At 61.7% G+C, this 25,154-nt stretch carries 21 protein-coding genes and 1 tRNA gene; 9 read left to right on the forward strand and 13 right to left on the reverse strand.

All coding sequences use genetic code 11. The features are described from left to right. Positions 1 to 7: 7 nt before the first annotated feature. On the reverse strand, positions 8 to 1,534 hold the full coding sequence (locus BN1120_RS08600) for a Re/Si-specific NAD(P)(+) transhydrogenase subunit alpha (protein WP_010675996.1): 1,527 nt from the start codon (positions 1,532 to 1,534) through the stop codon (positions 8 to 10). A 506-nt stretch (positions 1,535 to 2,040) separates the two neighbouring features. Then, positions 2,041 to 3,201, reverse strand: coding sequence for an alcohol dehydrogenase (yqhD, locus tag BN1120_RS08605; protein ID WP_025202522.1), 1,161 nt, complete (start codon positions 3,199 to 3,201; stop codon positions 2,041 to 2,043). A gap of 118 nt (positions 3,202 to 3,319) precedes the next feature. Between yqhD and BN1120_RS08610 the strand changes: the two genes are divergently transcribed. The 3 genes from BN1120_RS08610 to BN1120_RS08620 are packed head-to-tail and all read left to right on the forward strand — an operon-like array spanning position 3,320 to position 5,206. After that, positions 3,320 to 4,243, forward strand: a complete 924-nt coding sequence (locus BN1120_RS08610; protein ID WP_010675998.1) for an AraC family transcriptional regulator — start codon at positions 3,320 to 3,322, stop codon at positions 4,241 to 4,243. A 1-nt stretch (position 4,244) separates the two neighbouring features. Continuing rightward, on the forward strand, positions 4,245 to 4,766 hold the full coding sequence (locus BN1120_RS08615; protein ID WP_042015635.1) for a lipocalin family protein: 522 nt from the start codon (positions 4,245 to 4,247) through the stop codon (positions 4,764 to 4,766). Continuing rightward, entirely contained in the window at positions 4,763 to 5,206 is a 444-nt protein-coding gene (locus BN1120_RS08620) for a GNAT family N-acetyltransferase (protein WP_042015636.1), read from the forward strand. Before BN1120_RS08615 ends, BN1120_RS08620 begins: the two co-directional genes overlap by 4 nt. A 128-nt stretch (positions 5,207 to 5,334) precedes the next feature. Here the strand turns inward: BN1120_RS08620 and BN1120_RS08625 are convergent, their stop codons facing one another. Next, positions 5,335 to 7,224 carry a methyl-accepting chemotaxis protein gene (locus BN1120_RS08625; RefSeq protein WP_042015637.1) on the reverse strand — a complete coding sequence of 630 codons (1,890 nt, stop codon included), beginning with the start codon at positions 7,222 to 7,224 and terminating at the stop codon, positions 5,335 to 5,337. Between the two features lie 400 nt (positions 7,225 to 7,624). Between BN1120_RS08625 and BN1120_RS08630 the strand changes: the two genes are divergently transcribed. Further along, complete coding sequence (locus tag BN1120_RS08630; protein WP_042015640.1) at positions 7,625 to 8,143, forward strand: class IV adenylate cyclase; 519 nt, start codon at positions 7,625 to 7,627, stop codon at positions 8,141 to 8,143. A gap of 57 nt (positions 8,144 to 8,200) precedes the next feature. Here the strand turns inward: BN1120_RS08630 and BN1120_RS08635 are convergent, their stop codons facing one another. Beyond that, positions 8,201 to 9,571, reverse strand: a complete 1,371-nt coding sequence (locus BN1120_RS08635) for a phosphatidylserine decarboxylase family protein (RefSeq protein ID WP_042015642.1) — start codon at positions 9,569 to 9,571, stop codon at positions 8,201 to 8,203. 209 nt (positions 9,572 to 9,780) lie between these two features. After that, a tRNA-Trp gene (locus BN1120_RS08640) sits at positions 9,781 to 9,857 on the reverse strand. Positions 9,858 to 10,059: 202 nt separating this feature from the next. Here BN1120_RS08640 and BN1120_RS08645 point away from each other — a divergent pair. The 4 genes from BN1120_RS08645 (at position 10,060) to BN1120_RS08660 (ending at position 12,988) form a co-directional block, all read left to right on the forward strand. Next, positions 10,060 to 10,602, forward strand: a complete 543-nt coding sequence (locus BN1120_RS08645; protein WP_042015644.1) for a hypothetical protein — start codon at positions 10,060 to 10,062, stop codon at positions 10,600 to 10,602. Between the two features lie 274 nt (positions 10,603 to 10,876). Next, positions 10,877 to 11,797, forward strand: coding sequence for an aspartate carbamoyltransferase (gene pyrB, locus BN1120_RS08650; protein WP_010676005.1), 921 nt, complete (start codon positions 10,877 to 10,879; stop codon positions 11,795 to 11,797). 16 nt (positions 11,798 to 11,813) lie between these two features. Beyond that, positions 11,814 to 12,278 carry an aspartate carbamoyltransferase regulatory subunit gene (pyrI, locus tag BN1120_RS08655; RefSeq protein WP_010676006.1) on the forward strand — a complete coding sequence of 155 codons (465 nt, stop codon included), beginning with the start codon at positions 11,814 to 11,816 and terminating at the stop codon, positions 12,276 to 12,278. A 218-nt stretch (positions 12,279 to 12,496) separates the two neighbouring features. Beyond that, positions 12,497 to 12,988, forward strand: coding sequence for an arginine repressor (locus BN1120_RS08660; protein ID WP_039039633.1), 492 nt, complete (start codon positions 12,497 to 12,499; stop codon positions 12,986 to 12,988). A gap of 154 nt (positions 12,989 to 13,142) precedes the next feature. On the opposite strand, the gene BN1120_RS08665 is transcribed toward BN1120_RS08660, so the two are convergent. From BN1120_RS08665 to arcA, 4 genes are all read right to left on the reverse strand, one after another. Continuing rightward, positions 13,143 to 14,549, reverse strand: coding sequence for a YfcC family protein (locus tag BN1120_RS08665; RefSeq protein WP_010676008.1), 1,407 nt, complete (start codon positions 14,547 to 14,549; stop codon positions 13,143 to 13,145). Positions 14,550 to 14,670: 121 nt separating this feature from the next. Next, a complete protein-coding gene (gene argF / locus BN1120_RS08670) occupies positions 14,671 to 15,675 on the reverse strand; it encodes an ornithine carbamoyltransferase (RefSeq protein ID WP_010676009.1) in 1,005 nt (334 codons plus the stop codon). Positions 15,676 to 15,753: 78 nt separating this feature from the next. After that, positions 15,754 to 16,680 (reverse strand): carbamate kinase, encoded by a 927-nt coding sequence (locus BN1120_RS08675; protein ID WP_041214259.1) that lies wholly within the window; start codon positions 16,678 to 16,680, stop codon positions 15,754 to 15,756. A gap of 62 nt (positions 16,681 to 16,742) precedes the next feature. Then, positions 16,743 to 17,963, reverse strand: a complete 1,221-nt coding sequence (gene arcA, locus BN1120_RS08680) for an arginine deiminase (protein WP_010676011.1) — start codon at positions 17,961 to 17,963, stop codon at positions 16,743 to 16,745. Positions 17,964 to 18,709: 746 nt separating this feature from the next. On the opposite strand from arcA, the gene BN1120_RS21560 reads away from it, so the two are divergent. Further along, positions 18,710 to 18,886 carry a hypothetical protein gene (locus BN1120_RS21560; RefSeq protein ID WP_010676012.1) on the forward strand — a complete coding sequence of 59 codons (177 nt, stop codon included), beginning with the start codon at positions 18,710 to 18,712 and terminating at the stop codon, positions 18,884 to 18,886. 742 nt (positions 18,887 to 19,628) lie between these two features. Here the strand turns inward: BN1120_RS21560 and BN1120_RS08685 are convergent. Genes BN1120_RS08685 through mglB form a run of 4 tightly spaced genes read right to left on the reverse strand, consistent with a single transcriptional unit; the run spans position 19,629 to position 25,006 of the window. Next, entirely contained in the window at positions 19,629 to 21,362 is a 1,734-nt protein-coding gene (locus tag BN1120_RS08685; RefSeq protein ID WP_042015646.1) for a methyl-accepting chemotaxis protein, read from the reverse strand. Positions 21,363 to 21,419: 57 nt separating this feature from the next. After that, positions 21,420 to 22,430 carry a galactose/methyl galactoside ABC transporter permease MglC gene (gene mglC / locus BN1120_RS08690; protein WP_010676014.1) on the reverse strand — a complete coding sequence of 337 codons (1,011 nt, stop codon included), beginning with the start codon at positions 22,428 to 22,430 and terminating at the stop codon, positions 21,420 to 21,422. A 15-nt stretch (positions 22,431 to 22,445) separates the two neighbouring features. Continuing rightward, positions 22,446 to 23,966, reverse strand: a complete 1,521-nt coding sequence (gene mglA / locus BN1120_RS08695; protein ID WP_010676015.1) for a galactose/methyl galactoside ABC transporter ATP-binding protein MglA — start codon at positions 23,964 to 23,966, stop codon at positions 22,446 to 22,448. A gap of 53 nt (positions 23,967 to 24,019) precedes the next feature. After that, positions 24,020 to 25,006 (reverse strand): galactose/glucose ABC transporter substrate-binding protein MglB, encoded by a 987-nt coding sequence (gene mglB / locus BN1120_RS08700; protein WP_010676016.1) that lies wholly within the window; start codon positions 25,004 to 25,006, stop codon positions 24,020 to 24,022. Between the last annotated feature and the right edge of the window lie 148 nt (positions 25,007 to 25,154).

Consider the following 25,154-nt stretch of genomic DNA (forward strand, 5'->3'; position numbering starts at 1 on the left):
AACCCCCTTAATCCTTACGGAACATCTTCAGCATGCGCTGAGTGACGGTGAAGCCACCGAAGATGTTGATACTGGCAATCAGCACGGCGACAAAGGCCAGCACGGTGACCAGGGTCGACCCTTGTCCAATCTGCAACAGCGCACCGACCACGATGATGCCGGAGATGGCATTGGTGACCGACATCAGCGGCGTGTGCAGGGCGTGAGAGACGTTCCACACCACGTAGTAACCGACCACGCAGGCCAGGATGAAGACGGTGAAGTGGGAGAGGAAGGCGGCAGGCGCCACGGCAGCCACCCAACCGAAGGCGGCGATGCCGAGGGCACCGAACACGAACTTCTTGTTGGAGGGCTTGGCCTCTTCCTTCTTGGCGGCCGGTTTGGCGGCAGCCGGTTTCTGCGGGGCGGCAGAGACGGAGATGGCGGGGGGCGGGAAGGTCACTTCACCGGCCTGGACCACCGTCATGTTGCGCTGTACCACGTCTTCGAAGTCGATGGCGACGTTGCCGTCCTTCTCCTTGCACATCAGCTTCATCAGGTTCACCAGATTGGTGCCGTAAAGCTGGGAGGATTGGGCGGGCAGGCGGCCCGGCAGATCGGTGTAACCGATCACCTTGACGCCGTTGTCGGTGACATGCAGTTCACCCGGTACCGTGTATTCGCAGTTGCCGCCGGCCTGGGCCGCCATGTCCACGATGACGGAGCCCGGCTTCATGCTGTCCACCATTTCCTTGGTGATGAGCTTGGGTGCCGGTTTGCCCGGGATCAGGGCGGTAGTGATGATGATGTCCACTTCCTTGGCCTGCTGGGCGAACAGCTCCATCTCGGCCTTGATGAACTCTTCGCTCATCACCTTGGCGTAACCGTCGCTGGAAGCGCCATCTTCGCCGCCGAAGTCCAGCTTGAGGAATTCCCCACCCATGGACTCGATCTGCTCGGCCACTTCCAGACGGGTATCGAAGGCACGCACGATGGCACCGAGGGAACCGGCGGTCCCGATGGCGGCCAGACCGGCCACACCGGCACCGATGACCAGCACCTTGGCGGGCGGAACTTTACCGGCGGCGGTGATCTGGCCGGTGAAGAAGCGACCGAACTGGTGCGCGGCTTCCACGACGGCGCGATAGCCACCGATGTTGGCCATGGAAGAGAGGGCGTCGAGGGACTGGGCACGGGAGATCCGCGGCACCATGTCCATCGCCATCACATTGATGTTGCGCTCGGAAAGCTTCTTGACCAGCTCGGGGTTCTGGGCGGGCCAGATGAAGCTCACCAGGGTGGCACCATCCTTAATTTGTGCGATTTCGGCCTCGGTCGGCGCGTTGACCTTGAAGACAAGGTCGGCTTGCCAGACGTTCGGTACCACGCTGGCACCGGCAGCCTCGAAGGCGGCATCATCGAAGCTGGCTCGCAGGCCGGCACCGGCCTCGATGGCAACCTCGAAGCCGAGCTTTTTCAGCTGCTCGACAGTGGCCGGGGTCGCTGCGACCCGGGTCTCACCGGCGAGACTCTCTCTCGGTATTCCAATCTGCATGACTATTCCCTGATGGTTAATAAACAATCATCGCCAAGTCTCTCATGTCTGAGGGGACAAGGCATGATCAAAGTGCAGGTCACGGGCCCTTTGTTATGAAAATCAGCAGGCTTCACCTCGACCTCCTGTCACGGTCAGGCCCCCGCTTTTCAGGCGCGAGGGTGATTAGTATCAAATTTTGGAGTTTTATTACAACCACGGCCCCGGGCGGGCGGGTACAGAATTCAGCCCATCCCGGACCATGATTAAAAAAAACAAACCAAATTAGGGGCTTATACCAGCAAAAAGCGCTAAAAAAAGTGATCCAACCAGTCAAAAAAAATGTTTAACCCGGCCTCTACCTTAGCGTTTTTTGTTCTTACGAAATCTGCCGTTGGCTCATCTGATGAGATGAAAAGGGAAAAAGTAACCATTTTGCAACGATCAGGGGGCCGCGTCCCCGCCTGCTGGCGGGTTCGGGCCCCCTGGTGCAACCGGGCCTTGGGCCCGGTTCAGGCGCGCTCTGCTTACCAGGCCGCCTCATAAATATGCCGGCTCTGGGCCAGGTCGATGTCGCCGTGCTCACCCAGGGCGGTCATGCCGTGCTCTTCGAGCTTGGCCAGCAGGGCGTCGATCCGGGCGTCGGCCACGTAATCCCGCAGCCGGGTCTTGATCCCCATCCGCTCGAAGAAGTCGCGGGTGGCGGCGATGGCCCCGTCGATACGCGCCTCGTCACTGCCGCTGCGCAGATCCCAGACCCGCTCGGCGTATTGCAGCAGCTTGGCGCGCTTCTGCTCGCGCTTGGCCTGCAGCAGGGCGGGCAGCACCACCGCCAGGGTCTGGGCGTGGTCCAGACCGTGCAGGGCGGTGATCTCGTGGCCCAGCATGTGGGTGGCCCAGTCCTGGGGCACACCGGCTCCGATCAGGCCGTTCAGTGCCAGGGTGGCGCTCCACATGATGTTGGCACGCACGTCGTAGTTTTCCGGCTCCACCAGCGCCTTGGGCCCCTCTTCCGCCAGGGTCAGCAGCAGCCCTTCTGCGAAGCGATCCTGCACCTTGGCATCCACCGGGTAGGTGAGGTACTGCTCCAGGGTGTGGATGAAGGCATCCACCACCCCATTGGCCACCTGACGGGCGGGCAGGGTGTAGGTGAGCACGGGGTCGAGCACGGCGAAGCGCGGCATCACGAAGGGCGAGAAGAAGTGCTGCTTGTCCCCTGTGCTCTTGCGGGTGATGACGGCGCCCATGTTCATCTCGGAACCGGTGGCCGGCAGGGTCAGCACGCTGCCCAGAGGAATGGCGGAGGCCACCTCGCCCCCGACGGTCTCGAGGATGTGCCAGGGATCCCTGGCCGGATCGTAGTGAGCGGCCGCGGCGATGAACTTGGAGCCGTCCAGCACGGAGCCGCCACCCACCGCGAGCAGGAAGTCGACCTTCTCGGCGCGGGCCAACTCGACCGCTCCCATCAGGGTCTCGTAGGTGGGGTTGGGCTCGATGCCGCCAAATTCAAACAGGGTCAGGCCGGCCAGCTCGCTGCGGATCTGGTCCAGCAGGCCGCTGCGCACCACGCTGCCACCGCCGTAGGTGACGAGGATGCGGGCGTCGCTGGGGATCTGGCCGCGCAGCTGGGCCACCTGGCCCTTGCCGAACAGCACCTTGGTGGGGGTGTGCAGGATGAAGTTGTTCATGGGATCTCCCGGGGTGGTCGTAGTCGGTAAGGTATGGGTTGCATTTTTCTCTTATAACCCCCTACCATCAAGGTAGCTTTCTGCCGATTTCTTGCCTATTTCTACTGAGCCTGGATAAATGAGTACAAATCAGCCCATCGCGGCGACCCACCAGTCCGCCCTCGCCAGCCGACTCGCCGCCCTGGCACCCCACCCGGGGATCACCGCCGCCCCCGTGCCCGGCGTGCACCTCATCTACACCACGGAGCATCACGACCGCATCCCGGTGCTCTACCGCCCGCGCATGATCATCATCCTGCAGGGGCACAAGGTAGGCTATCTCTCGGACTTCACCTTCCGCTACGACCCCGAGCACTACCTGATGATGACCCTGCCGCTGCCCTGCGAGTGCGAGTGCTTCGCCTCCCCCGAATCCCCTCTGGTGGGGCTCTCGGTGGAGATCGACGTGGCGGCGCTGCAGGCCCTGCTGCTGGAGATGGGGGACGCGGCCCCCGCCCCGGCGGAGCCGGGTCGCGGCGTCGTCTCCGTGCCCCTCTCCGAGACCATGCTCTGCGCGGTGGAGCGCCTCATCGACGTGATGGACAAACCGCTCCACGCCCGGGTGCTGGGGCCCCAGATCGTGCGCGAGATCCTGTTCCACGCCCTGCACGAAGGGGGGGCCCCCGCCCTGCTGGCCATGGCCAGCCGTCACAGCCAGGTGAGCCAGATAGCCCGGGTGCTGCGTATCATGGAGCAGCGCTTTACCGAGAACCTGACGGTGGAGGAGCTGGCCCGGGAGGCAAACATGAGCGTCTCGGCCTTCCACCACCACTTCAAGGCGGCCACCGCCACCTCGCCCCTGCAGTACATCAAGACCCTGCGCCTGCACCGGGCGCGGCTGATGATGCTGCACGACGGCCTCAAGGCCGGGGTGGCGGCGGACAAGGTAGGCTACGAGAGCGGCTCCCAGTTCAGCCGCGAATACAAACGCTTCTTTGGCAACACCCCGAGCGAACACGCGGCACGCTTCCGCTCGGGACAACTGCGTATCGTGGAGGGATGACATGCGCACACTGATCCTGCTCGTTCTGACCCTGCTGGCCACCGCCTGCACCGGCATTCCACCGGGACACCAGGTGGTCAAGCCCTTCCAGCTCGACCGCTACCTGGGCACCTGGTACGAGGTGGCCCGCCTCGATCACGGTTTCGAGCGCGGCCTGAACCGGGTCACCGCCAGCTACAGCCTGCGGGATGACGGCGGTGTCAGGGTGATCAACCGGGGGCAGGACGAACAGGGGGAATGGCGCGAGGCCGAGGGGCGCGCCTACTTCGTGGGCGACAGCGACGAGGGGCGCCTCAAGGTGAGCTTCTTCGGCCCCTTCTACGGCAGCTACAACGTGCTGGCGACGGACTATGAGCTCTCCCTGGTGAGCAGTTACAACCTCCAGTACCTCTGGATCCTCTCCCGCACGCCCCATCCTCCCAAAGAGAAGGTAGAGGCCCTGGTCGAGCGGGCCCGGGGGCTCGGCTTTGCCACCGACCGGCTGATCTGGGTCAGCCAGGATCCGGCGGGGAACGCCCCATGAGGATCTTCCAGGCCACCCCCGGGGACATTCCCCGGGTCACCCCCCTGTTCGTGGAATACCGGGCGTTCTACCGGCTGCCTGCCCGGCCCGAGGCCGCCGAAGCCTTCCTGCTGGAGCGCTGCACCGCCGGGGAGTCGGTGCTCTTCGTGGCCCAGAGCGAGGCGGGAGAGGTGCTGGGATTTGCCCACCTCTATCCCCTGTTCTGCTCCCTCGCCCTGAAGCCCATCTGGCTGCTGTACGATCTGTTCGTGGCGCCGGCGGCCCGCCAGCAGGGGGTGGCCCAGGCACTGCTGGCGCGGGCCGATCGCCACGGCCAGGAGACGGGCGCCGCCTTCCTGATGCTGAGCACCGCCACCGACAACCGGCAGGCTCAGGCCCTCTACGAAGGGCACGGCTACCAGCGGGACAACGAGTTCTACAGCTACATCAAGCCCCTCTGAGCCCCTGGCCTGGCCGATTGCAGGGCCAGGACCCGGCATTATTCAGCGGGTGCATGGCGAAATAATATCCATACACAGGATGAATAAAGGCGACCCCGGAGTCGCCTTTGTCACATCCGGGTCCCAGCCTAGAGCCGGAAGCGCCCGATCTCCTGCTCCAGCCGCTCGGTGAGAGACTTGAGCTGGGCCGCCTGGGCGGCCTCTTCGCCAGCCTGGGCCGCCAGCGCCTGGGAGACGTGGCGGATATTCTCGGTGTTGCGGCTGATCTCGCCGGTCACCGAGGTCTGCTCCTCGGCCGCCGCCGCGATCTGGGTCGCCATGTCGCTGATGGCGCCGATGGCCTCGTTGATCCTGCCCAGGCTGAGATTCGCCGCTTCGGCGTCCTCCACGCTGGTGCCCGCCAGCTGGCGGCTGGTCTCCATGCCGCCCACCGCCTTGCGGGTGGTCTGCTGCAGCGCCTCGATCATCTGCTGGATCTCGGCGGTGGAGTCGTGGGTGCGGCGCGACAGCACCCGCACCTCATCCGCCACCACGGCAAAGCCGCGCCCCTGCTCCCCGGCCCGAGCCGCCTCGATGGCGGCGTTCAGGGCCAGCAGGTTGGTCTGCTCGGCGATGCCGCTGATGGTGGCCAGAATGCCGCTGATCTGCTGGGCGTGGCCATCCAGCTCGTGGATGGTCTGGCTGGCGTCGGAGACCTCCCCCGCCAGCCCCGTGATACTGCGCTGGCTCTGGCCGACCTGGGACTGGCCGGCCACCGCGAGGCGCACCGCATCGCCGGCGGTGTTGGCGGCAAACTCGGCGTTGCCGGCGATCTCCTGGGTGGCGGAGGCCATCTCGGTCACCGCGGTGGCCACCATGACGATCTCGTCCTGCTGCTGGCGCACCCGCTGGCTGCGGGCCTCGGCCCCCGCCGCCTGGGTGCGGGACTGGGCCGCCAGCTCGACGGTGACGTCCCGCAACCGGCTGACAATGCCGTGCAGTCGCGCCACGAACTGGTTGAAGTTCTGGGCCAGCTGCCCCACCTCATCCTGGCTGCGGGTGGCGATCTGCACCGTGAGATCCCCCTCCCCGTGGGCGATGTCGGCGAGCGCCCTGGAGACCCGTCCCAGATCCGCGAACAGGTAGTTGAACATGGCGATGAGCAGGGCACCGAACACCAGCAGCAGCACCAGGGTCAGCCCCACCAGTTGCCACAGCAGGGAGGCGAGCGGCGCCTCCAGCACCTCCTTGTACATCACCATGGCGAGCAGCCAGTCGGTGCCGGGCACACCCTGCACCGAGAGCAGCACCTCGCGCCCGTTCAGGTTGGCGCCGTGCAGCTCGCCGTCGCGGCTCCACGCATCCAGCGCCGCCCCGGTGAGGCCGGGATCCAGCTCCGCCACCTGCTTGAGCGCCAGCTCCTTGTTCGGGTGGCCGACGATGAGGCCGGTGCGGTCGAGCAGCATGGCGTAGCCCTCTCCCTGCACCTTCATGGCCAGCACCTCGTCGATGAGGGCGTCGAGGGAGAGATCCGCCCCGGCCACCCCGATCACCCGGCCCTGATGGCTCACCGGCTCGGCCAGGGTCACCACCATCTGCTGCATGGTCACGCTGACATAGGGCGGCGTGACGATGAGCTTGCCCGCCTTGTCGGCGTTCTGGTACCAGGGGCGGGCCCTGGGGTCATAGTTGGCGGTGTTGAGGGCGGGATCGTGGCGGGTCATCTCCCCCTGCGCCGAACCAAAATAGGTGAGGCCGAAACCGCCGGAGGTGCGGGTCTGCAACAGGTGGGGCACCAGGGCCGTGTCGGGGTCGCGCGCAATGACGGCGGCCAGGGCGTCGACCGCGTGCTTGCGATCCTCAAGCCAGTTGCCGATGGCCACTGAGTGGGCGTGGCCGTAGTTGACCGCCTCGCTCTGGATGGCGTCAAGGGTGCGGGATTTGAGGGTGTGGAAGGCGACAATACCGAGCAGGGCTGCCATCAGCAGCACTACCCCCAGGCTGGCCGCGAGCAGCTTGCCGCGCAACGAGAGAGTCATGACAACGAATCCTTGTGGTAGCCGGGGGCCGGGAATACCCCCATCTTGGTAGTTCTATCGGCACAATCATGAACGGTCTTTAGTGAATCCTGATATTTTTTCATCTATCAACAACAGAACGCACTACCAGCAACAGACTGTTCACTATTCCATGCTGACACCCGCAGGCACCACAAGGCGGCCATGAGGTCAGGTCGCGGATGACGGGCAGGCACCGGCAGAGCAGGCCAGCACCCGCTGACCTGTCTCTTGAGGGCGGTTTCAGGCGTCTGAAAAGAGGGTTGGCGGGCAGGGTTGAGCATCCATCAGGAACCGAGCTGGTGCTCCCCCTGTTGCCCCCCTCTCGACAACGTGGGCTGTGCTAGATTGGGTATCCCGTTTTCAAGGAGAACCCGCTGCCATGCCACGAAATATCGAGATCAAAGCCCGCATAGCCGGGGTCGATGACCTTATCCCCAGAGCCGCGGCCATCGCCGACAAGGGCCCCGTCGACATCGCCCAGGACGATACCTTCTTTCGCTGTGAATCGGGCCGCTTCAAATTGCGGACGCTCTCCCCGTCGGCAGGCCAGCTCATCTTCTACCGCAGGCCTGATCAACAGGGTCCGAAGGAGAGCTACTACCACATCACGCCAACGAACGAGCCGGACAAGCTGCGGGAAACGCTCACCCTGGCTTGCGGCCAGATTGGCAGAGTGCGAAAACAGCGGACCCTGTTTCTGGTGGGCAGAACCCGGATCCATCTCGACCGGGTTGAAGGGCTGGGTCACTTCCTCGAACTGGAAGTGGTGCTGGAAGATGACGAGCCGCGCGAGGTGGGGATGCAGGAAGCTCACGACATCATGGCGCGTCTCGGTATCGAGCACTCCCGGTTGATCGAAGGCACCTATCTGGATCTCCTGCTGCAACGACAACCCTGAGGGATTCACAACAACAAGGCCGCCTCAAGGGCGGCCTTTTACTGTCCGGCGGCTGGGTTATTTGACCCGCGCCAGCGCCGTGTTGATCCTCAGGTTGGTCGCCTCCAGCCCCGGCTGCTGGCCGTAGAAGTCGAACGCCAGCTCGACACCGGGGCGAAACAGCAGGCAGTGGGTGGAGCCGCCGAAGTGGAACATGCCGAGCTGCTCCCCCTTCGCGATCCGCTGCCCCGGCTGCACCGTCACCTCGCAGCTCGACACCTCCGCCATGCCCACCGGCACCACGCACATCAGGCCGATTTTGGGGTTGTCCGCCTCGATGAAGATGAGTGCCCGGGTCGCCACCGCGGTGAGGAAGGGCTGCGACTGGTTCGGGGCGCTGGGGTCGGGCCCCGCCGGGCTGTCGAAACCCTGGTGGCGGTTGGCCAGGTAGTAGCTGCCGTTGACCACCTTGACCGAGCGCACCGTGCCGCTCACCGGGCTGTGCCAGCGGTGATAGCTGAGGGCGCTGAGGAAGGCCTGATAGAGGGTGCCCCCCTCGAACGCGGCGGCGCGCGGGTCGAAGTCCAGCAGGTTGTCCAGGGAATAGGGCTGCCCCTTGAGCCAGAAGGCGTCCTGCCGTCTTACCCCGGTCACCACCTGCAGCGGGGCCGACTCGCAGGCGTTGGCGATCACGCTGTCATCGTCCGGGGCCGTCACCGGCCGCACGCCGGGGCAGAAGCGGCGGGTGAAGAAGTCGTCCCAGCTGGCGAAGCCCTCGTATTCCTCTCCCGGCGCGGTGTGGAAGATCCCCTCGAAGCGCTCTGGGGTGGGGTTGTCGCCGGCCCCGAGCGCCCCCTGCGCCACCTTGACCATCTCCCGTTTCGCCACCTCCCCGAGCCAGGGGACGATCAGGGTCTGGCGATCCAGGGGGCTCACCGACTCGGTCAGCACATAACGGGACGCGGAACTTTGCAGGAAGTCGGCCCAGTAACCGAGGATCTTGCGCAGTTGCTGGTTCACCAGCGCATTGGCAAAGAAGTCATACCCGGCGGCCGTCGCCATGGGCCAGTTGAGCAGGGCATTGATGGGGAATCCGATCAGCCCGGCGGGCTCCTGGGTCTGCACATCCTGATAGGCTTCCGGGGCCGTGGTCATGATGCCGTTGAGCAGTTGCAGGAACTCATCGAAGCTGCGCACCTGGACCTGACCGAGCGGCGTGCTGTGCTCGTGCTGCCACGCCTCGTCAAACATCCCCTGGGCCTGCTGATGCAGGAGAGGATCCTGCTCCACCAGCGCCTTCAATCCGGCGATCGGGGCCACCAGCGGGCGAGGCTGGCGGGTGACCGCCTGACGCAGCCGCTGTACCCAGCGCGCCACATGGGCCTGATCCCGGGGGACCCAGCCACCGGCATGGGCATGGGGGTGACGCGTATCCACTGCCTTGTTCATCGCTCTCTCCTTGTTGAAGCGCCTTGGGCCCGCCGGATGCGATGCGCCTGAGGGCGCCATCTGGCAGGAAGCAAGGTGTAGCACAGGGGAAAAGCGGCCTCCATTGGCAGAAATGGCAGCGGCGAAGCGGGGAAAAAGAGGCTAACGGAGGCGGTGGCAAACGCCGGAAATGCGAAAGGCCAGCTCAATGAGCTGGCCTTTCTGAAAAATGGCAGGGGCGGCAGGACTCGAACCCGCAACCATCGGTTTTGGAGACCGCTGTTCTACCAATTGGAACTACGCCCCTGCAACAAACGAGGCGTAGTATACAAAGCGGAGGTCAAAGGTAAAGGCTTTTTTTCTCACTTTCGATGCGATCGAACAAATGACGAGCAGATCCCCGCAATTCCAACAAGGAGCGGGGGTAAGCTGCTGTATTTGCAGCCCCGACGGGGTAGGAATGGGACACAAATGGGGGTAGGGTGAAACCAGGCTCAGGGAGGCTGCCCATGCTCAATTACCGACTGCTGCAACAGCTTGCGCCCCTCAACTTCCGGGATGAGCGCAAGACGGAGACCCTGGCCGACTATCTGGACAGAGTCTCTCCCCTGGTGCCCTCCATTCCCTCCAATGTGCTCGCCCAGTGGATTTACCGTCATTGGCGCGGTTTTGAATCCAACTGGAGCTTTATCGATCTCGCCAGCCACCAGTTCGAGTGCGAGCACTGGCCCACCGCGCAGATTATCGAGCAGATAGACTCCCGCCACATGGAGGTGATCGATCGCTGGGGCGAGATGCTGCGCAGCAACCGCTACGTGCGCCGCTCCTGGCTCGGCGATGACATGCTGCACCGGGGCACCTGGTCCGAGCCTGTCATCGTCCTCGCCACCGCCCCGGGCACCTGCTACCCGGACGGTCACCCCCTGCCCCATCCCTACTGCCTGCTGGAGGGGCACCACAGGCTCGGCTACCTGCGCAGCATGGCCGCCGATGGCGCCCCCTTGCAGGCGCAGCACGCACTCTGGATTTGTCGACCCGTTCGCGACACTTAAACGTTTTTCCGACCAAATCCTGCCTCTGAAATAAATTTTTGACAATTCAAAAACCAGCCCTATAATCGGTGCGGTTTTGAAAAAGGTCGGGACAGGACAATGCCGTTTTTGATGAAAAAAGCAGCCTTGCAGACGGGTGGAACGCACCAGAGCGGCCCCGTTGTTTCCGGTTCCCGTCCCACAGATCCCCCGTTTTTTTTGAAAAGAGCCCCTGTTTCAGGGGCTTTTTTTTGTGCCGGAAAAACCTTCATTGATGCCAAAGGGAATGCAGACGATGACCAATCCACTCTATAACAAACACGTCATCTCCATCTCGGATCTGACCCGGTCCGACATGGAACTGGTGGTCGCCACCGCACAGCGGTTGAAGGCCGAACCCGACAGCCGCCTGCTGAAAGACAAGCTGGTCGCCAGTTGCTTCTTCGAAGCCTCCACCCGCACCCGTCTCTCCTTCGAGACCGCGGTCCAGCGCCTGGGCGGCAACATCATCGGCTTCGCCGACGGCGGCAACACCAGCGCCAAGAAGGGCGAGACTCTGGCCGACTCCATCAAGATCATCAGCTCCTACACCGATGCGGTGGTGATGCGCCACCCGAAGGAAGGGGCAGCCCGTCTGGCCTCCGAGTTCTCCCGGGTGCCGGTCATCAACGGCGGTGACGGCTCCAACCAGCATCCCACCCAGACCCTGCTCGACCTCTTCTCCATCCACGAGACCCAAGGCAAGCTGGACGGCCTCAACGTCGCCTTCGTCGGTGACCTGAAGTACGGCCGCACCGTCCACTCCCTGGCCCAGGCCCTGAGCCTGTTCAACTGCCGCTTCTTCTTCATCTCCCCGGAGGCGCTGGCCATGCCGGACTACCTCTGCGAGGAGCTGGAAGAGAAGGGCATCCGCTTCAGCGTGCACGAGACCATGGAAGAGGTGATGCCGGAGCTCGACATCCTCTACATGACCCGCGTCCAGAAGGAGCGCTTCGACGAGACCGAGTACAAGCACATGGCCGCCAAGTTCGTGCTGGAGCTGGCGACCCTGGAAGGGGCCAAGCCCACCATGAAGATCCTCCATCCCCTGCCCCGGGTTGACGAGATCGAGGTCGCCGTCGACAAGACCCCCCACGCCTACTACTTCCAGCAGGCGGAGAACGGGGTCTATGCCCGCCAGGCACTGCTGGCACTGGTACTGAACGAAACCGTCTAAGGGAAAGGGGAACATCATGTCCGAGAAGAACCAACTGCAAGTCGAAGCCATCCGTCACGGCTCCGTCATCGACCACGTCCCCGCCGGCCAGGGCATCAAGATCCTCAAGCTGTTCCAGCTGATCGAGACCCAGGAGCGGATCACCGTCGGCTTCAACCTCAAATCCGGCGCCCTCGGCAAGAAGGATCTCATCAAGATCGAGAACACCCGTCTGACCGAGCAGCAGGCCAACCAGCTCGCCCTGTTCGCCCCCAAGGCCACCGTCAACATCATCGAAGACTTCGTGGTGGTGAAGAAGCACCAGCTGGCGCTGCCGGAGTTCATCGAAGGGGTCTTCCACTGCCCCAACTCCAACTGCATCTCCCACAACGAACCGGTGGAAAGCTACTTCCGGGTGCGCGAGGTGAAAGGGGCGGTGCGGATGAAGTGCAAATACTGCGAGAAGTCCTTCACCCAGGACATCGTCAGCGAACGCTACTGATTTCCTGCCGACAAAAGATATCCATGTGGGCCCCATCGGGCCCATTTTTGAACCCTGTCACATCACTTATTCCCCCTTTGGTTATAATTTGCCATCCCGTAATGGATATACCTCGCTCATCCCCTGCTTGAGTGCTCCTCATTAGTGTTTTTCGCTATGAAAAGCCGGAACGACAGACTGGGCGAGACCGCCATCGCTCATCGCCAAAGGAAGTCGCCATGGTCAACACCCTCAGCCGCCCAGCAGAACCAGAGTCCGACCTGGCCCAGCTCGACGCCTGCCGCCAGATCATCGGCCAGCACTGCTACAGCACCCAGGAGGAGATCCGCCGCGAGCTCTCCGCCCGCGGTTTTGCGGACATCAGCCAGTCCACCATCTCCCGCCTGCTGCGCCGTCTCGGGGTCGCCAAGGCCCAGAACGCCAACGGCAAGAAGGTCTACACCCTGGTGGACGAGCAGCTGGAGCCCGCCGGCAGCACCCGCTCCATCCACGACATGGTGCGCGCCGTGGTCCACAACCAGCAGATGGTGCTGGTGCATACCACCCCGGGGGCCGCTACCGTGGTGGCTCGCCTGCTGGATCGCAACGCCAATCCCGAGATCCTGGGGGCCGTGGCCGGCAACGACGTGGTACTGATCGCCCCGCGCCACATCAGCCGAACCCGCCAGGCTCACGCTGCCGTGGTGCGCACCCTGGAAAACGCCCGCTGACCCCTGCTGGATGCCAGAAGGCGACCCCGGGGTCGCCTTTTTGTTGCCCGCGCGGCAAGGAGTCAGACCACGGGAGAGGCCGGGCGCCCCGCCTTGCCAGCCATAAAAAACGGGAGCCCCAGGCTCCCGTTGTTGTCCCTATCTCTGTCGGCATTCATGCCAGCACGGCGCCCAGGCTCAGGCAGAGCACGATCAGCACGGTCAGCATGCCGAGCAGCGGGGCCACCCACTTCAGCCAGCGCACATAGGGCACCTTGGCAATGGCCAGCCCCCCCATGACCACGGCGGAGGTCGGGGTCACCAGGTTCACCAGGCCGGAGGCGGACTGGTAGGCGGTGACCACCAGCTCGCGGCCCACGTTGGCGAAGTCGGCGAGCGGCGCCATGATCGGCATGGTCAGCACCGCCAGACCGGAGGAGGACGGCACCAGGAAGGAGAGCACCACTTCCAGCACGAACATCACGTTGATGAAGACGATGGTGGAGAGGCCGGTCACTATCCCCTCTGCACTGTGCAAAATGGTGTGGGTGATCATGCCGTTGTCCATCACCACCACGATACCGCGGGCGATACCGATGATGAGGGCCACGCCGAGCAGGTCACGAGCACCGTCGATGAAGTTGGAGGTCAGCTCCTCCTCGCTCATGCGGGAGATGACGCCGACGATGATGGCGGCAGCCAGGAACACGCCGGAGATCTGCGCCATCCACCAACCCAGCACGGCCACCCCGTAGATCATCACGGCGAAGGCGGCGACGAAGATGCCCAGCACGATCTTGCGGGTGGTGGTGAACTCCAGCATCTGGTCGCTCTTGTTGCCGAGGAAGTGGGCACGGTTCTCTTCCCACTTGTCGGCCACCAGGGACTTGCTGGGATCACTTCGCACCATCTTGGCGTAACGCATCACATAGGCCACGCAGATCAGCCAGCCGGCCACCAGCATGGCGACCCGCAACCAGATGCCGTCGGTGAAGGAGATGCCGGCCGCGTTGGCGGCGATCACGGTGGCGAACGGGTTGATGGTGGAGCCCAGGGTACCGATACCGGCTCCCAGCAGCACGGTGGCGGCAGCCACGACAGGGTCGAAGCGGGCCGCCATCATCACCGGCACCAGAAGGGTGTAGAACGGCAGGGACTCTTCGGCCATGCCGTAGATGGTGCCCCCTGCGGCGAACAGCGCCATCAGGATGGGGATCATCCACTCTTCACGGCCACGCAGGCGATCGGTGACGCGCTCGATACCGGCATCGATGGCACCTGTCTTGGTCACGATGCCAAGGAAGCCACCGATGATCAGGATGAAGAGGGAGACGTCGATGGCGCCAGCCTCATAGGTGTCGTGGTTGTAGAGACCGTCGATGGGTGCCAGCAGCACGTCGACGATCCCCTGGGGATTGGCATCCACCAGTTTGTAGGTACCGGCCACCGGCACTTCCTTGCCGAGGGCCTCGTTCATGGTCATTTCATATTTGCCGGCCGGCACTATCCAGCTCAGGGCGGCCACCAGGGCGATCAGCACAAACAGTATCGTGTAGGCTGACGGGAACTTGAATTTGGTCATGGTCCAGCTTCCTTCTGTGGGTGTGGTATCCATGCAGGCTGCGGGTCGTAGGGTTGGAGGTATTATGCCGCTGTCACATGGTTGAAAAGCCGGGGGTCACCCCCCGGCACCACTGACGACGTCAGTCGCCCAGCGTAGCCACCATCACTGCCTTGATGGTGTGCATCCGGTTTTCCGCCTCGTCGAACACGATGCTGTGCTCGGATTCGAACACGTCCTCGGTCACTTCCAGGCCCTTCATGCCATATTTGTCGGCCACTTCCTTGCCCATGGTGGTCTCATCGTTGTGGAACGCCGGCAGGCAGTGCATGAACTTCACATCCGGGTTCTTGGTGGCGTTGATGACGTCCATGTTGACCTGATACGGGGTCATCAGTTTCACCCGTTGATCCCAGGCTTCCTTCGCTTCACCCATGGAGACCCAGACGTCGGTGTAGAGGAAGTCGGCACCCAGCACACCCTCTTTCACGTCTTCGGTCAGGTGGATGCGCGCACCGGTCTCTTCGGCGATGAGGCGGCAGGTGGCAACCAGCTCCTCTTCCGGCCAGAAGGCTTTCGGCGCCACCAGACGGATGTCCATGCCCATCTTGGCGGCACCCACCATCAGGGAGTTGCCCATGTTGTTGCGGGCGTCACCCAGGTAGGCGAACTTGATCTGATCCAGACGTTTGCCCTTGCCGTGCTCCAGCATGGTCATGAAGTCCGCCAGGATCTGGGTCGGGTGGAATTCGTTGGTCAGGCCGTTCCAGACCGGCACACCGGCGTGGGCCCCCAGCTCTTCGACGATCTCCTGGCCGTAGCCGCGGTATTCGATGCCGTCATACATGCGGCCCAGCACCCGGGCGGTGTCCTTCATGGACTCCTTGTGACCGATTTGGGAACCGCTCGGGCCGAGGTAGGAGACCTGGGCGCCCTGGTCGAAGGCCGCCACTTCGAACGCACAGCGGGTGCGGGTGGAGGTCTTCTCGAAGATCAGGGCAATGTTCTTGCCGACCAGATGCTTGCGCTCATAGCCACCGTATTTGGCTTTCTTCAGGTCGATGGCCAGATCGATCATGTATTGGATTTCGCGCGGGGTGAAGTCCAGCAGTTTCAGGAAGTTACGGTTACGCAGATTAAAAGCCATGATGAGTTCTCTCTATATTTGTTCAGACCAATTTGGCAGTGTTATTGACTACGCAGTTGTTCAGACCAGAGCCTTGGCTCAGGCATTGACGGTATTGGTGGCGACGATGTTGGTGCCGGCTTCCCCCTTGAGGATGGCGAGGCCATCTTCCAGGGCGCCGATGCCGACCATGCCGCCGGTCGCCTTGACGAATTCGCAGGAGGCTTCGACCTTGGGCCCCATGGAGCCGGCATCGAACTTGACCCCGGCCAGCTCGTCCGGGCTGGTGACCCGCAGCGGACGCTGGGTCGGCTTGCCCCAATCCAGATAGACGGCATCGGCGTCGGTCAGGATCAGCAGGGCGTCGGCCTTGATCTGCTTGGCCAGGTAGGCGGCAGACATGTCCTTGTCGATGACGGCCTCGATGCCGGTCAGGCTCTGGCCATCCCAGGTCACCGGGATGCCACCACCACCGGTACAGATGATGAGGTGACCCTGGGCAATCAGGGTTTCGATGGCGTCGCCTTCGACGATGCGCTGGGGCAGCGGGGACGGCACCACGCGGCGGAAGAACTTGCCGTCTGCCTTGACCACCCAGTGCTTCTCGGCAGCCAGGGTGCGGGCTTCCGCCTCTTCGTAGACGGGACCGATGAACTTGGTCGGGTTGGCAAACGCCGGATCCTGGGGATCGACCTGCACCTGGGTCAGCAGGGCGGTGACGTTGCGGCTCGGCATCAGGTTCTTCAATTCCTGGATCAGCATGTAACCGATCATGCCCTGGGACTCGGCACCCAGCACATCCAGCGGATAGGGGGATACCTTGGTGTAGGCGCTGTTCTGCAGGGCCAGCAGGCCGACTTGCGGGCCATTGCCGTGCACCAGCACCACGTTGTAATCCTCGGCGATGCGGGCGATGGTCTTGGCGGCGGTAGCGATGTTCTTGCGCTGGATGTCGGCTTCCAGAGGTTCACCGCGGCGGAGCAGGGCATTGCCCCCCAGGGCGACGACGACAGTTGGTTTTTTCATGGGTGTTACTCTCGAGTTCGGGTGTGTGTGGCGCCAGCCTCTGCCGGCGCCACGCCGTCTTGTCAGATGCCGTCGCGTTCCATCGGGCAGCTCATGCAGCGGGCGCCGCCGCGGCCACGTCCCAGCTCTTCACCCGGGATGGGCAGCACAGTGATGCCGGCCTTGTCGTACTTCTCGTTGGTGTAGGTGTTGCGCTCGTAACCCACCACCACGCCGGGGCGCACGGTCAGCACGTTGTTGGCGTCGTTCCACTGCTCCCGCTCGGCCTCGAAGCTGTCGCCGCCGGTGGTGATGAGCCTGAGCTGATCCACCCCCAGCGCCTTCTCGATGGCGGTCACGAAGTAACCCTCTTCCTTGATGTTCATCCCGGTGGCACCGCCCGGGGTCAGGCTCCAGCAGTTCACATCCTTGCGGATGACTTCCGGATAGACGGAGAAGGTGTCGACATCCATGTGGGTCATGACGGTGTCGAGGTGCATACAGCTGCGGTGTTTTGGCAGCTCCATGGCGATGACCTGCTTGGCCTGACCGTGCTTGAACAGGCTGCGGGCCAGATGCTCCACCCCTTGCGGCGTGGTGCGCTCGGACATGCCGATGAGCACGGCGCCACGGCCGATGACCAGGACGTCGCCCCCTTCGATGGTGGAGTTGTCGTAGTCGCGCTCCTCGTCACCGAAGTACTTGATGAACTCCTGACCGGCAAACTGCGGGTGCCAGCGGTAGATGGCCTTCACGTGGTTGGTCTCGCGACGACGGGCGGCCTTGGCCATGGGGTTGATGGAGACGCCGCCATAGACCCAGCAGGAGGTATCGCGGGTGAAGAGGTGGTTGGGCAGCGGTTCGATGATGAAATCGGTCGGGGCATGCATGCCGACCACCATGTTGACGCCGCTGTAGGGCATCTCGGAGTAGGTGAGGCCGCCGGAGAGGATGCGGGCCAGCTCGCGGTGAGGCATGTCCGCCAGGAAGCAGCGCACGTCGTTGGCCAGGGCAGTGCCGAGGCGATAGTCGGAGACCTGGTGTTGCAGCAGCCAGGCTTTGGCTTCCGGCACGTCCAGGGTTTCCGCCAGCAGATTGGTCAGGAGGAAGACTTCGACATTCTGATCGCGCAGTACCTGAGCGAATTTGTCGTGCTCCTGACCGGCACGTTCCACGGACAGGACGTCGTCAAACAGCAGATCCTGGCAGTTGGAAGGGGTCAGACGCTTCAGACTGAGGTTGGGGCGGTGCAACATGACACGGCGCAACTGGCCAACTTCAGAACCCACATAAAATTTGCTCATGATGATATTCCGTCTAGCAGTGGTCCCTGCGAGTGATTGAATAGATTCCTTCTATTCAGGCTCGTGGCTAAGGCGGGATATTCTTTATGTAGGGTACTCGGCTTGTGTTCTATCCTGCCCTTGCCTTTCGACGCAGAGATTAGGTCTGGCAACTCCACCAAACTTGGACATTGATCACATTCACCCGAGACTGCATAAATTCAGAAGTTAATTTATGATGGAGTTTACATATCTGACATTTCCCTCACCCTCCATCCGGCATAAATACGCAATAAAGCCCCAATATATTCCACAAAGAGCGCAATTTCATTCATCTACGGTATCCACAAATGGATAGCCACCAATAAAAAACATCAAATAAATCAATGCATTAAAACCAAAACACTCATTTTTTGAATAAAGTTCACCCACCTTTGAATTTATCCTCGCTTATCATCCCGTTTGCTTCCACATAAATAATCACCTGCTCCTTTATCGCTGAATAATCCATCTCTTGTCCCAGATCATGGCGGCCCGTCCGGGCCAGATGGCGAGCCTCATCGCCAAGTCGTGTGCACTATCTCTTTTATATGGATATGCATTTTGCACGCATCCTGATGGCGACTTTTTCACCGACCGGTGTGCAACCGGGATTCAAAGTTTTTTCATTAGTTGAATTTTTTCAGTCACCTTGCACCGATTTCGGGTTCGCCTTAACTCAAAAAGTGATGCTTGTCACATTCGTTCCCGTCACCAAGGAGATAACCATGAAGATCCCGTCGCTGTTTCTGCTCGTCGCCCTGGTCCTGCCCATGACACCGGCCCTGGTGCATGCCCAGGGAGCCCCCGCCATGCCGCTGGTGGTCTGTCACGTTGACCAGGCACCCCAGATGCTGGTACCCGCCTACCTATGCCAATGGTACGGTGGCAGCCAGCACCCCTGACCCTCTCGCCCAAGGGGAGGCGATCTCCTCTTGGGTCACCCCCGCTTTCCCTCCTTTATCTCCTGAATGGGATCCGGACCACGCCACCTGCATCATGCCCGTTGCCCTCCTCCACCCTCATCTGCGATCGACACTGACCGGTCTCCCCGGATTCTGAACCGCAGTTAAACGCCTTGTGAGATATTCGCCATCGACTGCGTAAGCAAAGTGCCAACAAAATTCTCGCCATAGTCGGAAGATGCGCGTAAAAAAACAGCATGAGAGATCATTAAAACCATGATTTTAAAAAAGATAACTTCATTATCCTTTCGCGGGAAACCAGTTTGAATAAAACGTTTTTCAGCATGTCATTGTCGCCCTGCGCGAAATCCTTATAGTTACTCCTGCACGGACGCAATGAAGTCGGTCAGGAAGACTGGCTGCCAGGGTTGGGCAAATGGACTCACCACAGGATGTGGTAAAGGACACCTCCCAGGACGGAGAAAGTGCGACGGGAACGGATGACTCGTCAGGCCATGATGGCTAAAGGACACCTCAAAGGATTGGGAAGGGGAAACCTAAAGGAAGAGGTATAGTCAGGGATTGCAGGGAGCAACTTCGTTCAAGGATATGAGCGATAAGACTATCGGGGGCGACGCAAGTCGCCCCCATCTTTTTTGGGTATTTTTCACGTCTGCCCGCTGATGGGTCACCCCGGCCACGATATTGCTGGCCAGGGTACCCGGGACTCGCCCAGCCGGCGCTATTCCAGCCGGAAGTGCCCCACTATCTCCCGCAGCCTGTCATAGGTGCGCTGCATGGCATTCGAGCTGTCCACGGTGCGCTCGCCATTCCCCTTGAGCTGGGTGATCACCTCGGCGATGGCACTCATGTTGCGATTGATCTCCTCGGCAACGGCACTCTGCTCCTCCGCGGCCGTGGCGATATGGCTGATGAGATCGTTGATCTCCACCACTTCTCCCGCCATCAGATCCAGCGACGCATTCACCTTGCTGGTGTTTTCCGCCGCATCCTGGCAGCTCTGCCGGGTGTTGCCCATGGCGGCCACCACGGTCTGGGTACCCCGTTGCAGCCGGGTCAGCATGGTCTGGATCTCGGCAGTGCTCTTCTGGGTGCGTCCCGCCAGAGAGCGCACTTCGTCCGCCACCACCGCAAACCCCCGCCCCTGCTCACCAGCCCGGGCCGCCTCGATGGCGGCGTTGAGGGCCAGCAAGTTGGTCTGCTCTGCGATGCCACCGATGACCCCGAGAATCGAGCCTATCTGCTGCACATCCTGCTGCATGGCTTCGATGGAGTGTGCCGTGGCCTCCACCTCCGTCACCAGCGCAGTGACGCTGGCCATGGCCTGATCCACCACCTGACGCGACTGGTTGGCCAGTTGCTGGCTCTGGCCGGTCAGCTGGGCAGTATTGGCCGCGCTCTCCGATACCGAGACGGCAGTACGGCTCATCTCGTTGATGGCGGTGACAACCTGTTCGGTCTCCCGCACATGCTCCGCCAGCAGGCCCTGGGCTGACCCCGTCTGCCTCGCCAATGCCGATATCCCTTCATTGAGCTGGCCGCTCGCTTGTCTCACCTCCCCCATCATGCCCTGCAACTGCTCGATGAAACGGTTGATGCCCGCCGAGATCTGGCCGAGATCATCCTTGCTGGTCACAGTGAGCCGGCGGGTCAGATCCCCATTGCCCTGGGAGAGCTCCTGCACCAGGTCGCGCAAGGAGAGGATGGGTCTATAGGCTAGGTTGAGGGCCCCCATGGAGAGGGCCAGTACCAGCGCCGCCACCCCGAGCAGGGCCAGGGTGATCTTGCCGTTGAGCGCCTGGGTCATGGCCCGGATATAGTCGAGATCCACATAACCGGTCAGGGTCCACTCGCTGCCGCGAATATCCAGCTTGTTGGGGCGGCTCTCGCTCTCTCCCTGGGGCTTGCTGCTGTAGAGCACCTGTCCCTGACTGTCGGTGAGGGAGAAGTAACGCCCTTCCCCGCTTACCTTGGTCAGCAGCGTCTTGAATTCGCTCATGTCGAGGTAGTAGAGGTAGGCGGAGTCGGCACCGCGCGGCACCAGGATGGAGATGACGGGTTTGCCGTCCAGCTGCTCCAGCGGGCTGACGGTGATCTGGTTGTTGGCGGCGGGGATCAGCTTGCGCAGGGCGTCAACCCTGGCCTTGTCGTCGATGACCCCGTTCGCGTCGAATGCCATGTCGCCAATGAGCTTGACGATGTTGTGAAAGCCGGTCTCCTGCAGCGCCTTCTTGACGCTGGTCACCCCAAGGTTGAGGTTGGCGGCCAGCAGCACCTTCTGGTTGATGTCACCCGCCAGCTTCTCCCTGACCAGGGTGATCTGCTCGTTGATGTTCTGGGTGGCCTGGGTGCGGATGTAGCCGCTGATGAAATGGTTGACGCTGAACCAGGCGGTACCGATGGTGACCAGAATGGCGAGCAGCAACAGCACGTTGATTTTGACTTTGAATGCCATGGTATGGGTCCCTCCAAAGAGAAAGGGCCGGGATGACCCGGCCCTCCCTGCCAATGCTTACTTCTTCTTGGCGTACTTCATGGAGTCCAGGGCTACCGCCAGGATGATGATGCCGCCCTTGATGATGAACTGCCAGTAAGGGCTGACACCGATGTAGGTCAAACCATAGTTGATCAGCGTGAAGATAAGTACGCCGGTGATCACACCCGCGACAGTTCCCACACCGCCGGCAAACGAAACGCCCCCCACCACGCAGGCCGCGATGGCATCCAGCTCGTACATGAAGCCGAGGTTGTTGGTGGCACTGCCGATCCGCCCCGCTTCCAGCATGCCGCCGAAGGCGTAGAAGACACCGGCCAGGGCATAGATGACCACCAGGTTGACGGCGACGTTGACGCCGGACACCTTGGCCGCTTCCGGGTTGCCACCGATGGCGAAGATGTTCTTGCCAAAGCGGGTCTTGTTCCACAGCACCCAGACGAAGACGCTGGCGATGGCCGCATAGAAGGTCAGGTACGAGAGTTTGAACCCGCCAATCCGGATGAAGCCCTGCGCAAAGTTGGAGAAGCGAGGGTCAAACCCGGCCACCGGGGAAGCCCCAACGGAGTCGAAATAGAGGGAGTTGATGCCGTAAACGATGATCATGGTGCCCAGGGTGGTGATGAAGGGCGTCACGTTCAGGTAGGCGACGATCAGGCCGTTGACCAGACCAATCAGGGCCCCCACCACGCACACCAGCAGGATCACCGCCGGAATGGGCACCTCCCCCAGGGTGGGGAAGACCTTGTTGACGTTGGTCAGGGCCTGCAACATGGTGGCCGCGATCAGCGCCGCCAGACCGACCTGACGACCGGCGGACAGGTCAGTACCCTGGGTGATGATGATGCCCGCCACCCCGAGGGCGATGATGACCCGTACCGAGGACTGGGTCAGGATGTTGCTGAGGTTGGTGAGGCTGAGGAAGGAGGGCTCCTTGATCACGATGATCATGAGCAACACCAGCAACACCACATAGATGCCGTTCTCTTTGAGCGCCTGCATCAGATTGAAATTTTTAGCCGACTCCATAATGTCTTCCTGTCTTTATAGGTACAGAGATGCCAGGCGCAGGATCTCGCTCTGGTCAGTTTCTTTGGTGTTGACGATCCCCGCGACCCGGCCATTGCTCATGACCATGATGCGGTCCGTGATGCCGAGCAGTTCCGGCATTTCGGAGGAGATGATGACGATGCCCTTGTCCTTCTTCGCCAGCTCCAGGATGAGCTGGTAGATCTCGAACTTGGCGCCGACGTCGATACCCCGGGTCGGTTCATCCAGCATCAGGATCTCGGGCTGGGTCAGCAGCCAGCGACCGATGATCACCTTCTGCTGGTTGCCACCGGAGAGGGAGCCGATCTGGGTCTGCTGGGTCGGTGTCTTGACCCGCATGGAGTCGATGACCCACTGGGTATCGCTCTTCATCTTGTTGTCGCTGAGCAGCCCCATGGATCCCTTGTAGTTGTCCATGTTGGCGATCAGGGAGTTGAAGGCGATGTCGAGGCGTGAATAGATCCCGGTGGAGCGGCGCTCCTCGGTCACCAGGGCGAAGCCGTTCTGGATCGCCTCGTGGGCGTTGTGGTTCGCCACCTCTTTGCCGTGCAGCTTGATGGTCCCTTCGCTGCGATCGCGGATGCCGAACAGGGTCTCCACGATGTCGGTGCGCTTGGCCCCCACCAGACCGGCGATGCCGAGGATCTCCCCCTTGTGCAGGTTGAAGGTCACGTCCTTGATGGAAGGCTGGTTCTTGGCCGTCAGGTGCTCGACCTCGAGGATCACCTCTTTGGGCTGGTTGGTTTTTTCCGGGAAGCGCTGGGTGAGCTCGCGGCCGACCATCATGCCGATGATCTGATCCATGGTCATGCCCTTGAGGGGCTGGGTCGCCACCCACTGGCCATCCCGCAATATGGTGATCTCGTCACAGAGCTGGAAGATCTCTTCCATCTTGTGGGAGATGTAGACGATGCCGCACCCCTTCTCCTTGAGCTTGTTGATGATCTTGAAGAGGTGGTTGACCTCTTTCTCGGTCAGGGAGGAGGTGGGTTCGTCCATGATGACGATCTTGGCGTCATAGGAGAATGCCTTGGCAATCTCGATCATCTGCATCTGGGAAACCGACAGGGTGCCGACCTTGACCCTGGGGTCGATGTCGATGTCCAGCTCCTCGAAGATATGCTTGGTGTCCTGATACATCTTGCCGTGGTCGACAAACAGTCCCTTGGTGGGATAGCGGCCGAGCCACATGTTGTCCATCACGGTGCGTTGCAGTACCAGGTTCAGCTCCTGGTGCACCATGGAAACGCCATTCTCCAGCGCCTCTTTGGACGAGGTGAAGTTGATCTCCTGTCCCTTGAAGAAGATCTTGCCCTGATCCTTCTCGTAGATGCCGAACAGGCACTTGAGCAGCGTGGACTTCCCTGCGCCATTCTCGCCCATCAACGCATGCACAGAATGAGGACGGACCCGTAAATTGACATTATCGAGTGCCTTGACGCCAGGAAAGCTCTTACTGACGTCAATCATCTCCAACAGCCATTCTGATTGTTGCCGTGTTGTCATATCAGCCATCACATCTGGTTGAAAAAAGGGCAAGGGGATCTCCCTTGCCCTGAGGGGAGGAATTACTCGAATTGGGACAGGTTGTCTTTGTCTACGCCCACGTAGGCAACGCGGACGACCTTGTTGTCGATCTTCCAGTTGGTGCCTTCACCGGCCGGCTTGCCTTCGGCCAGGTTCTTGGTCAGCTCGAAGGTGGCCTTGGCCTGGTTGGCCGCATCGTTCAGCACGGTACCGGCCATGGCACCGCTCTTGACCATGGCCAGGGCTTCCGGCAGGGCGTCAACACCGAACACCGGGATGGCGGTCTTGCCCTGGGCCTTCAGGGATTCCACGGCGCCCATCGCCATGCCATCGTTGTTGGCGATGACCACTTCGATCTTGTTGGCGTTCGGACCGGAGATCCAGGCGTCCATCTTGTCCTTGGCCATGGCGGTATCCCACATACCGGTATCCATGTGCAGCTGCTCGGTCTTGATGCCGCCATCGTTCAGGGTCTTGACGACGTAGGTGGTGCGGGCTTCCGCATCCGGGTGGCCAGGCTCCCCCTTGAGCAGCACGAACTGGATGACGCCATCCTTGTTCAGATCCCACTCGGGGTGCGCTTTCCAGTGCTTGGCGATCAGCTGGCCCTGGATGATGCCGGACTCCTTGGAGTCGGTGCCAACGTAGTAGGCCTTGTCATAGCTGGCCAGGTCGGCCGCGCTCGGTTCCTTGTTGTAGAAGACCACGGGGATCTCGTCCGCACGGGCTTTCTCAATCACGACAGGGGCCGCCGCCGGGTCAACCAGGTTGATGGCCAGGGCCTTCACGCCCTTGGCCAGCAGCACGTCGATCTGGTCGTTCTGCTTGGACTGGTCGTTCTGGGAGTCGTTCATCAGCAGTTCCACACCCGGGGTGGCCGCCGCTTCTTTCTCGATGGCCTTGCGCACCACGGCCATGAAGTTGTCGTCGTACTTGTAGACGGTGACCCCGATACGGGTATCGGCCTGGGCTTGGGCTCCCGCCATCAGTCCCATCAGCAAGGTGGCAACTGTCGTGAGTTTTTTCATTGTTATGCTCCGATCTCTATCTGTTTTTTGTAGGGAATGCTGTACACCGTTTGAGCTGGCGCCAGCCTAATGTAATCAGTTTGTTGTGAGGCGGTCTGTGATCCTGGCAACAAAATGAAAACGTTTACACTCTGTTACATAGCCGTAA

This window comes from Aeromonas caviae (assembly GCF_000819785.1).
Classification (GTDB): domain Bacteria; phylum Pseudomonadota; class Gammaproteobacteria; order Enterobacterales; family Aeromonadaceae; genus Aeromonas; species Aeromonas caviae.

Bases quoted from the DNA above. Each gene is read 5' to 3' on its own strand.
- BN1120_RS08645 (WP_042015644.1), top strand. From the start codon at position 10,060: ATGCTCAATTACCGACTGCTGCAACAGCTTGCGCCCCTCAACTTCCGG.
- BN1120_RS08675 (WP_041214259.1), bottom strand. From the start codon at position 16,680: ATGAAAAAACCAACTGTCGTCGTCGCCCTGGGGGGCAATGCCCTGCTC.
- BN1120_RS08685 (WP_042015646.1), bottom strand. From the start codon at position 21,362: ATGGCATTCAAAGTCAAAATCAACGTGCTGTTGCTGCTCGCCATTCTG.
- mglA (WP_010676015.1), bottom strand. From the start codon at position 23,966: ATGGCTGATATGACAACACGGCAACAATCAGAATGGCTGTTGGAGATG.
- argF (WP_010676009.1), bottom strand. From the start codon at position 15,675: ATGGCTTTTAATCTGCGTAACCGTAACTTCCTGAAACTGCTGGACTTC.
- BN1120_RS08665 (WP_010676008.1), bottom strand. From the start codon at position 14,549: ATGACCAAATTCAAGTTCCCGTCAGCCTACACGATACTGTTTGTGCTG.
- arcA (WP_010676011.1), bottom strand. From the start codon at position 17,963: ATGAGCAAATTTTATGTGGGTTCTGAAGTTGGCCAGTTGCGCCGTGTC.
- BN1120_RS08635 (WP_042015642.1), bottom strand. From the start codon at position 9,571: ATGAACAAGGCAGTGGATACGCGTCACCCCCATGCCCATGCCGGTGGC.
- mglB (WP_010676016.1), bottom strand. From the start codon at position 25,006: ATGAAAAAACTCACGACAGTTGCCACCTTGCTGATGGGACTGATGGCG.
- BN1120_RS08610 (WP_010675998.1), top strand. From the start codon at position 3,320: ATGAGTACAAATCAGCCCATCGCGGCGACCCACCAGTCCGCCCTCGCC.
- BN1120_RS21560 (WP_010676012.1), top strand. From the start codon at position 18,710: ATGAAGATCCCGTCGCTGTTTCTGCTCGTCGCCCTGGTCCTGCCCATG.
- BN1120_RS08625 (WP_042015637.1), bottom strand. From the start codon at position 7,224: ATGACTCTCTCGTTGCGCGGCAAGCTGCTCGCGGCCAGCCTGGGGGTA.
- yqhD (WP_025202522.1), bottom strand. From the start codon at position 3,201: ATGAACAACTTCATCCTGCACACCCCCACCAAGGTGCTGTTCGGCAAG.
- BN1120_RS08660 (WP_039039633.1), top strand. From the start codon at position 12,497: ATGGTCAACACCCTCAGCCGCCCAGCAGAACCAGAGTCCGACCTGGCC.
- BN1120_RS08630 (WP_042015640.1), top strand. From the start codon at position 7,625: ATGCCACGAAATATCGAGATCAAAGCCCGCATAGCCGGGGTCGATGAC.
- mglC (WP_010676014.1), bottom strand. From the start codon at position 22,430: ATGGAGTCGGCTAAAAATTTCAATCTGATGCAGGCGCTCAAAGAGAAC.
- BN1120_RS08615 (WP_042015635.1), top strand. From the start codon at position 4,245: ATGCGCACACTGATCCTGCTCGTTCTGACCCTGCTGGCCACCGCCTGC.
- pyrB (WP_010676005.1), top strand. From the start codon at position 10,877: ATGACCAATCCACTCTATAACAAACACGTCATCTCCATCTCGGATCTG.
- BN1120_RS08620 (WP_042015636.1), top strand. From the start codon at position 4,763: ATGAGGATCTTCCAGGCCACCCCCGGGGACATTCCCCGGGTCACCCCC.
- BN1120_RS08600 (WP_010675996.1), bottom strand. From the start codon at position 1,534: ATGCAGATTGGAATACCGAGAGAGAGTCTCGCCGGTGAGACCCGGGTC.
- pyrI (WP_010676006.1), top strand. From the start codon at position 11,814: ATGTCCGAGAAGAACCAACTGCAAGTCGAAGCCATCCGTCACGGCTCC.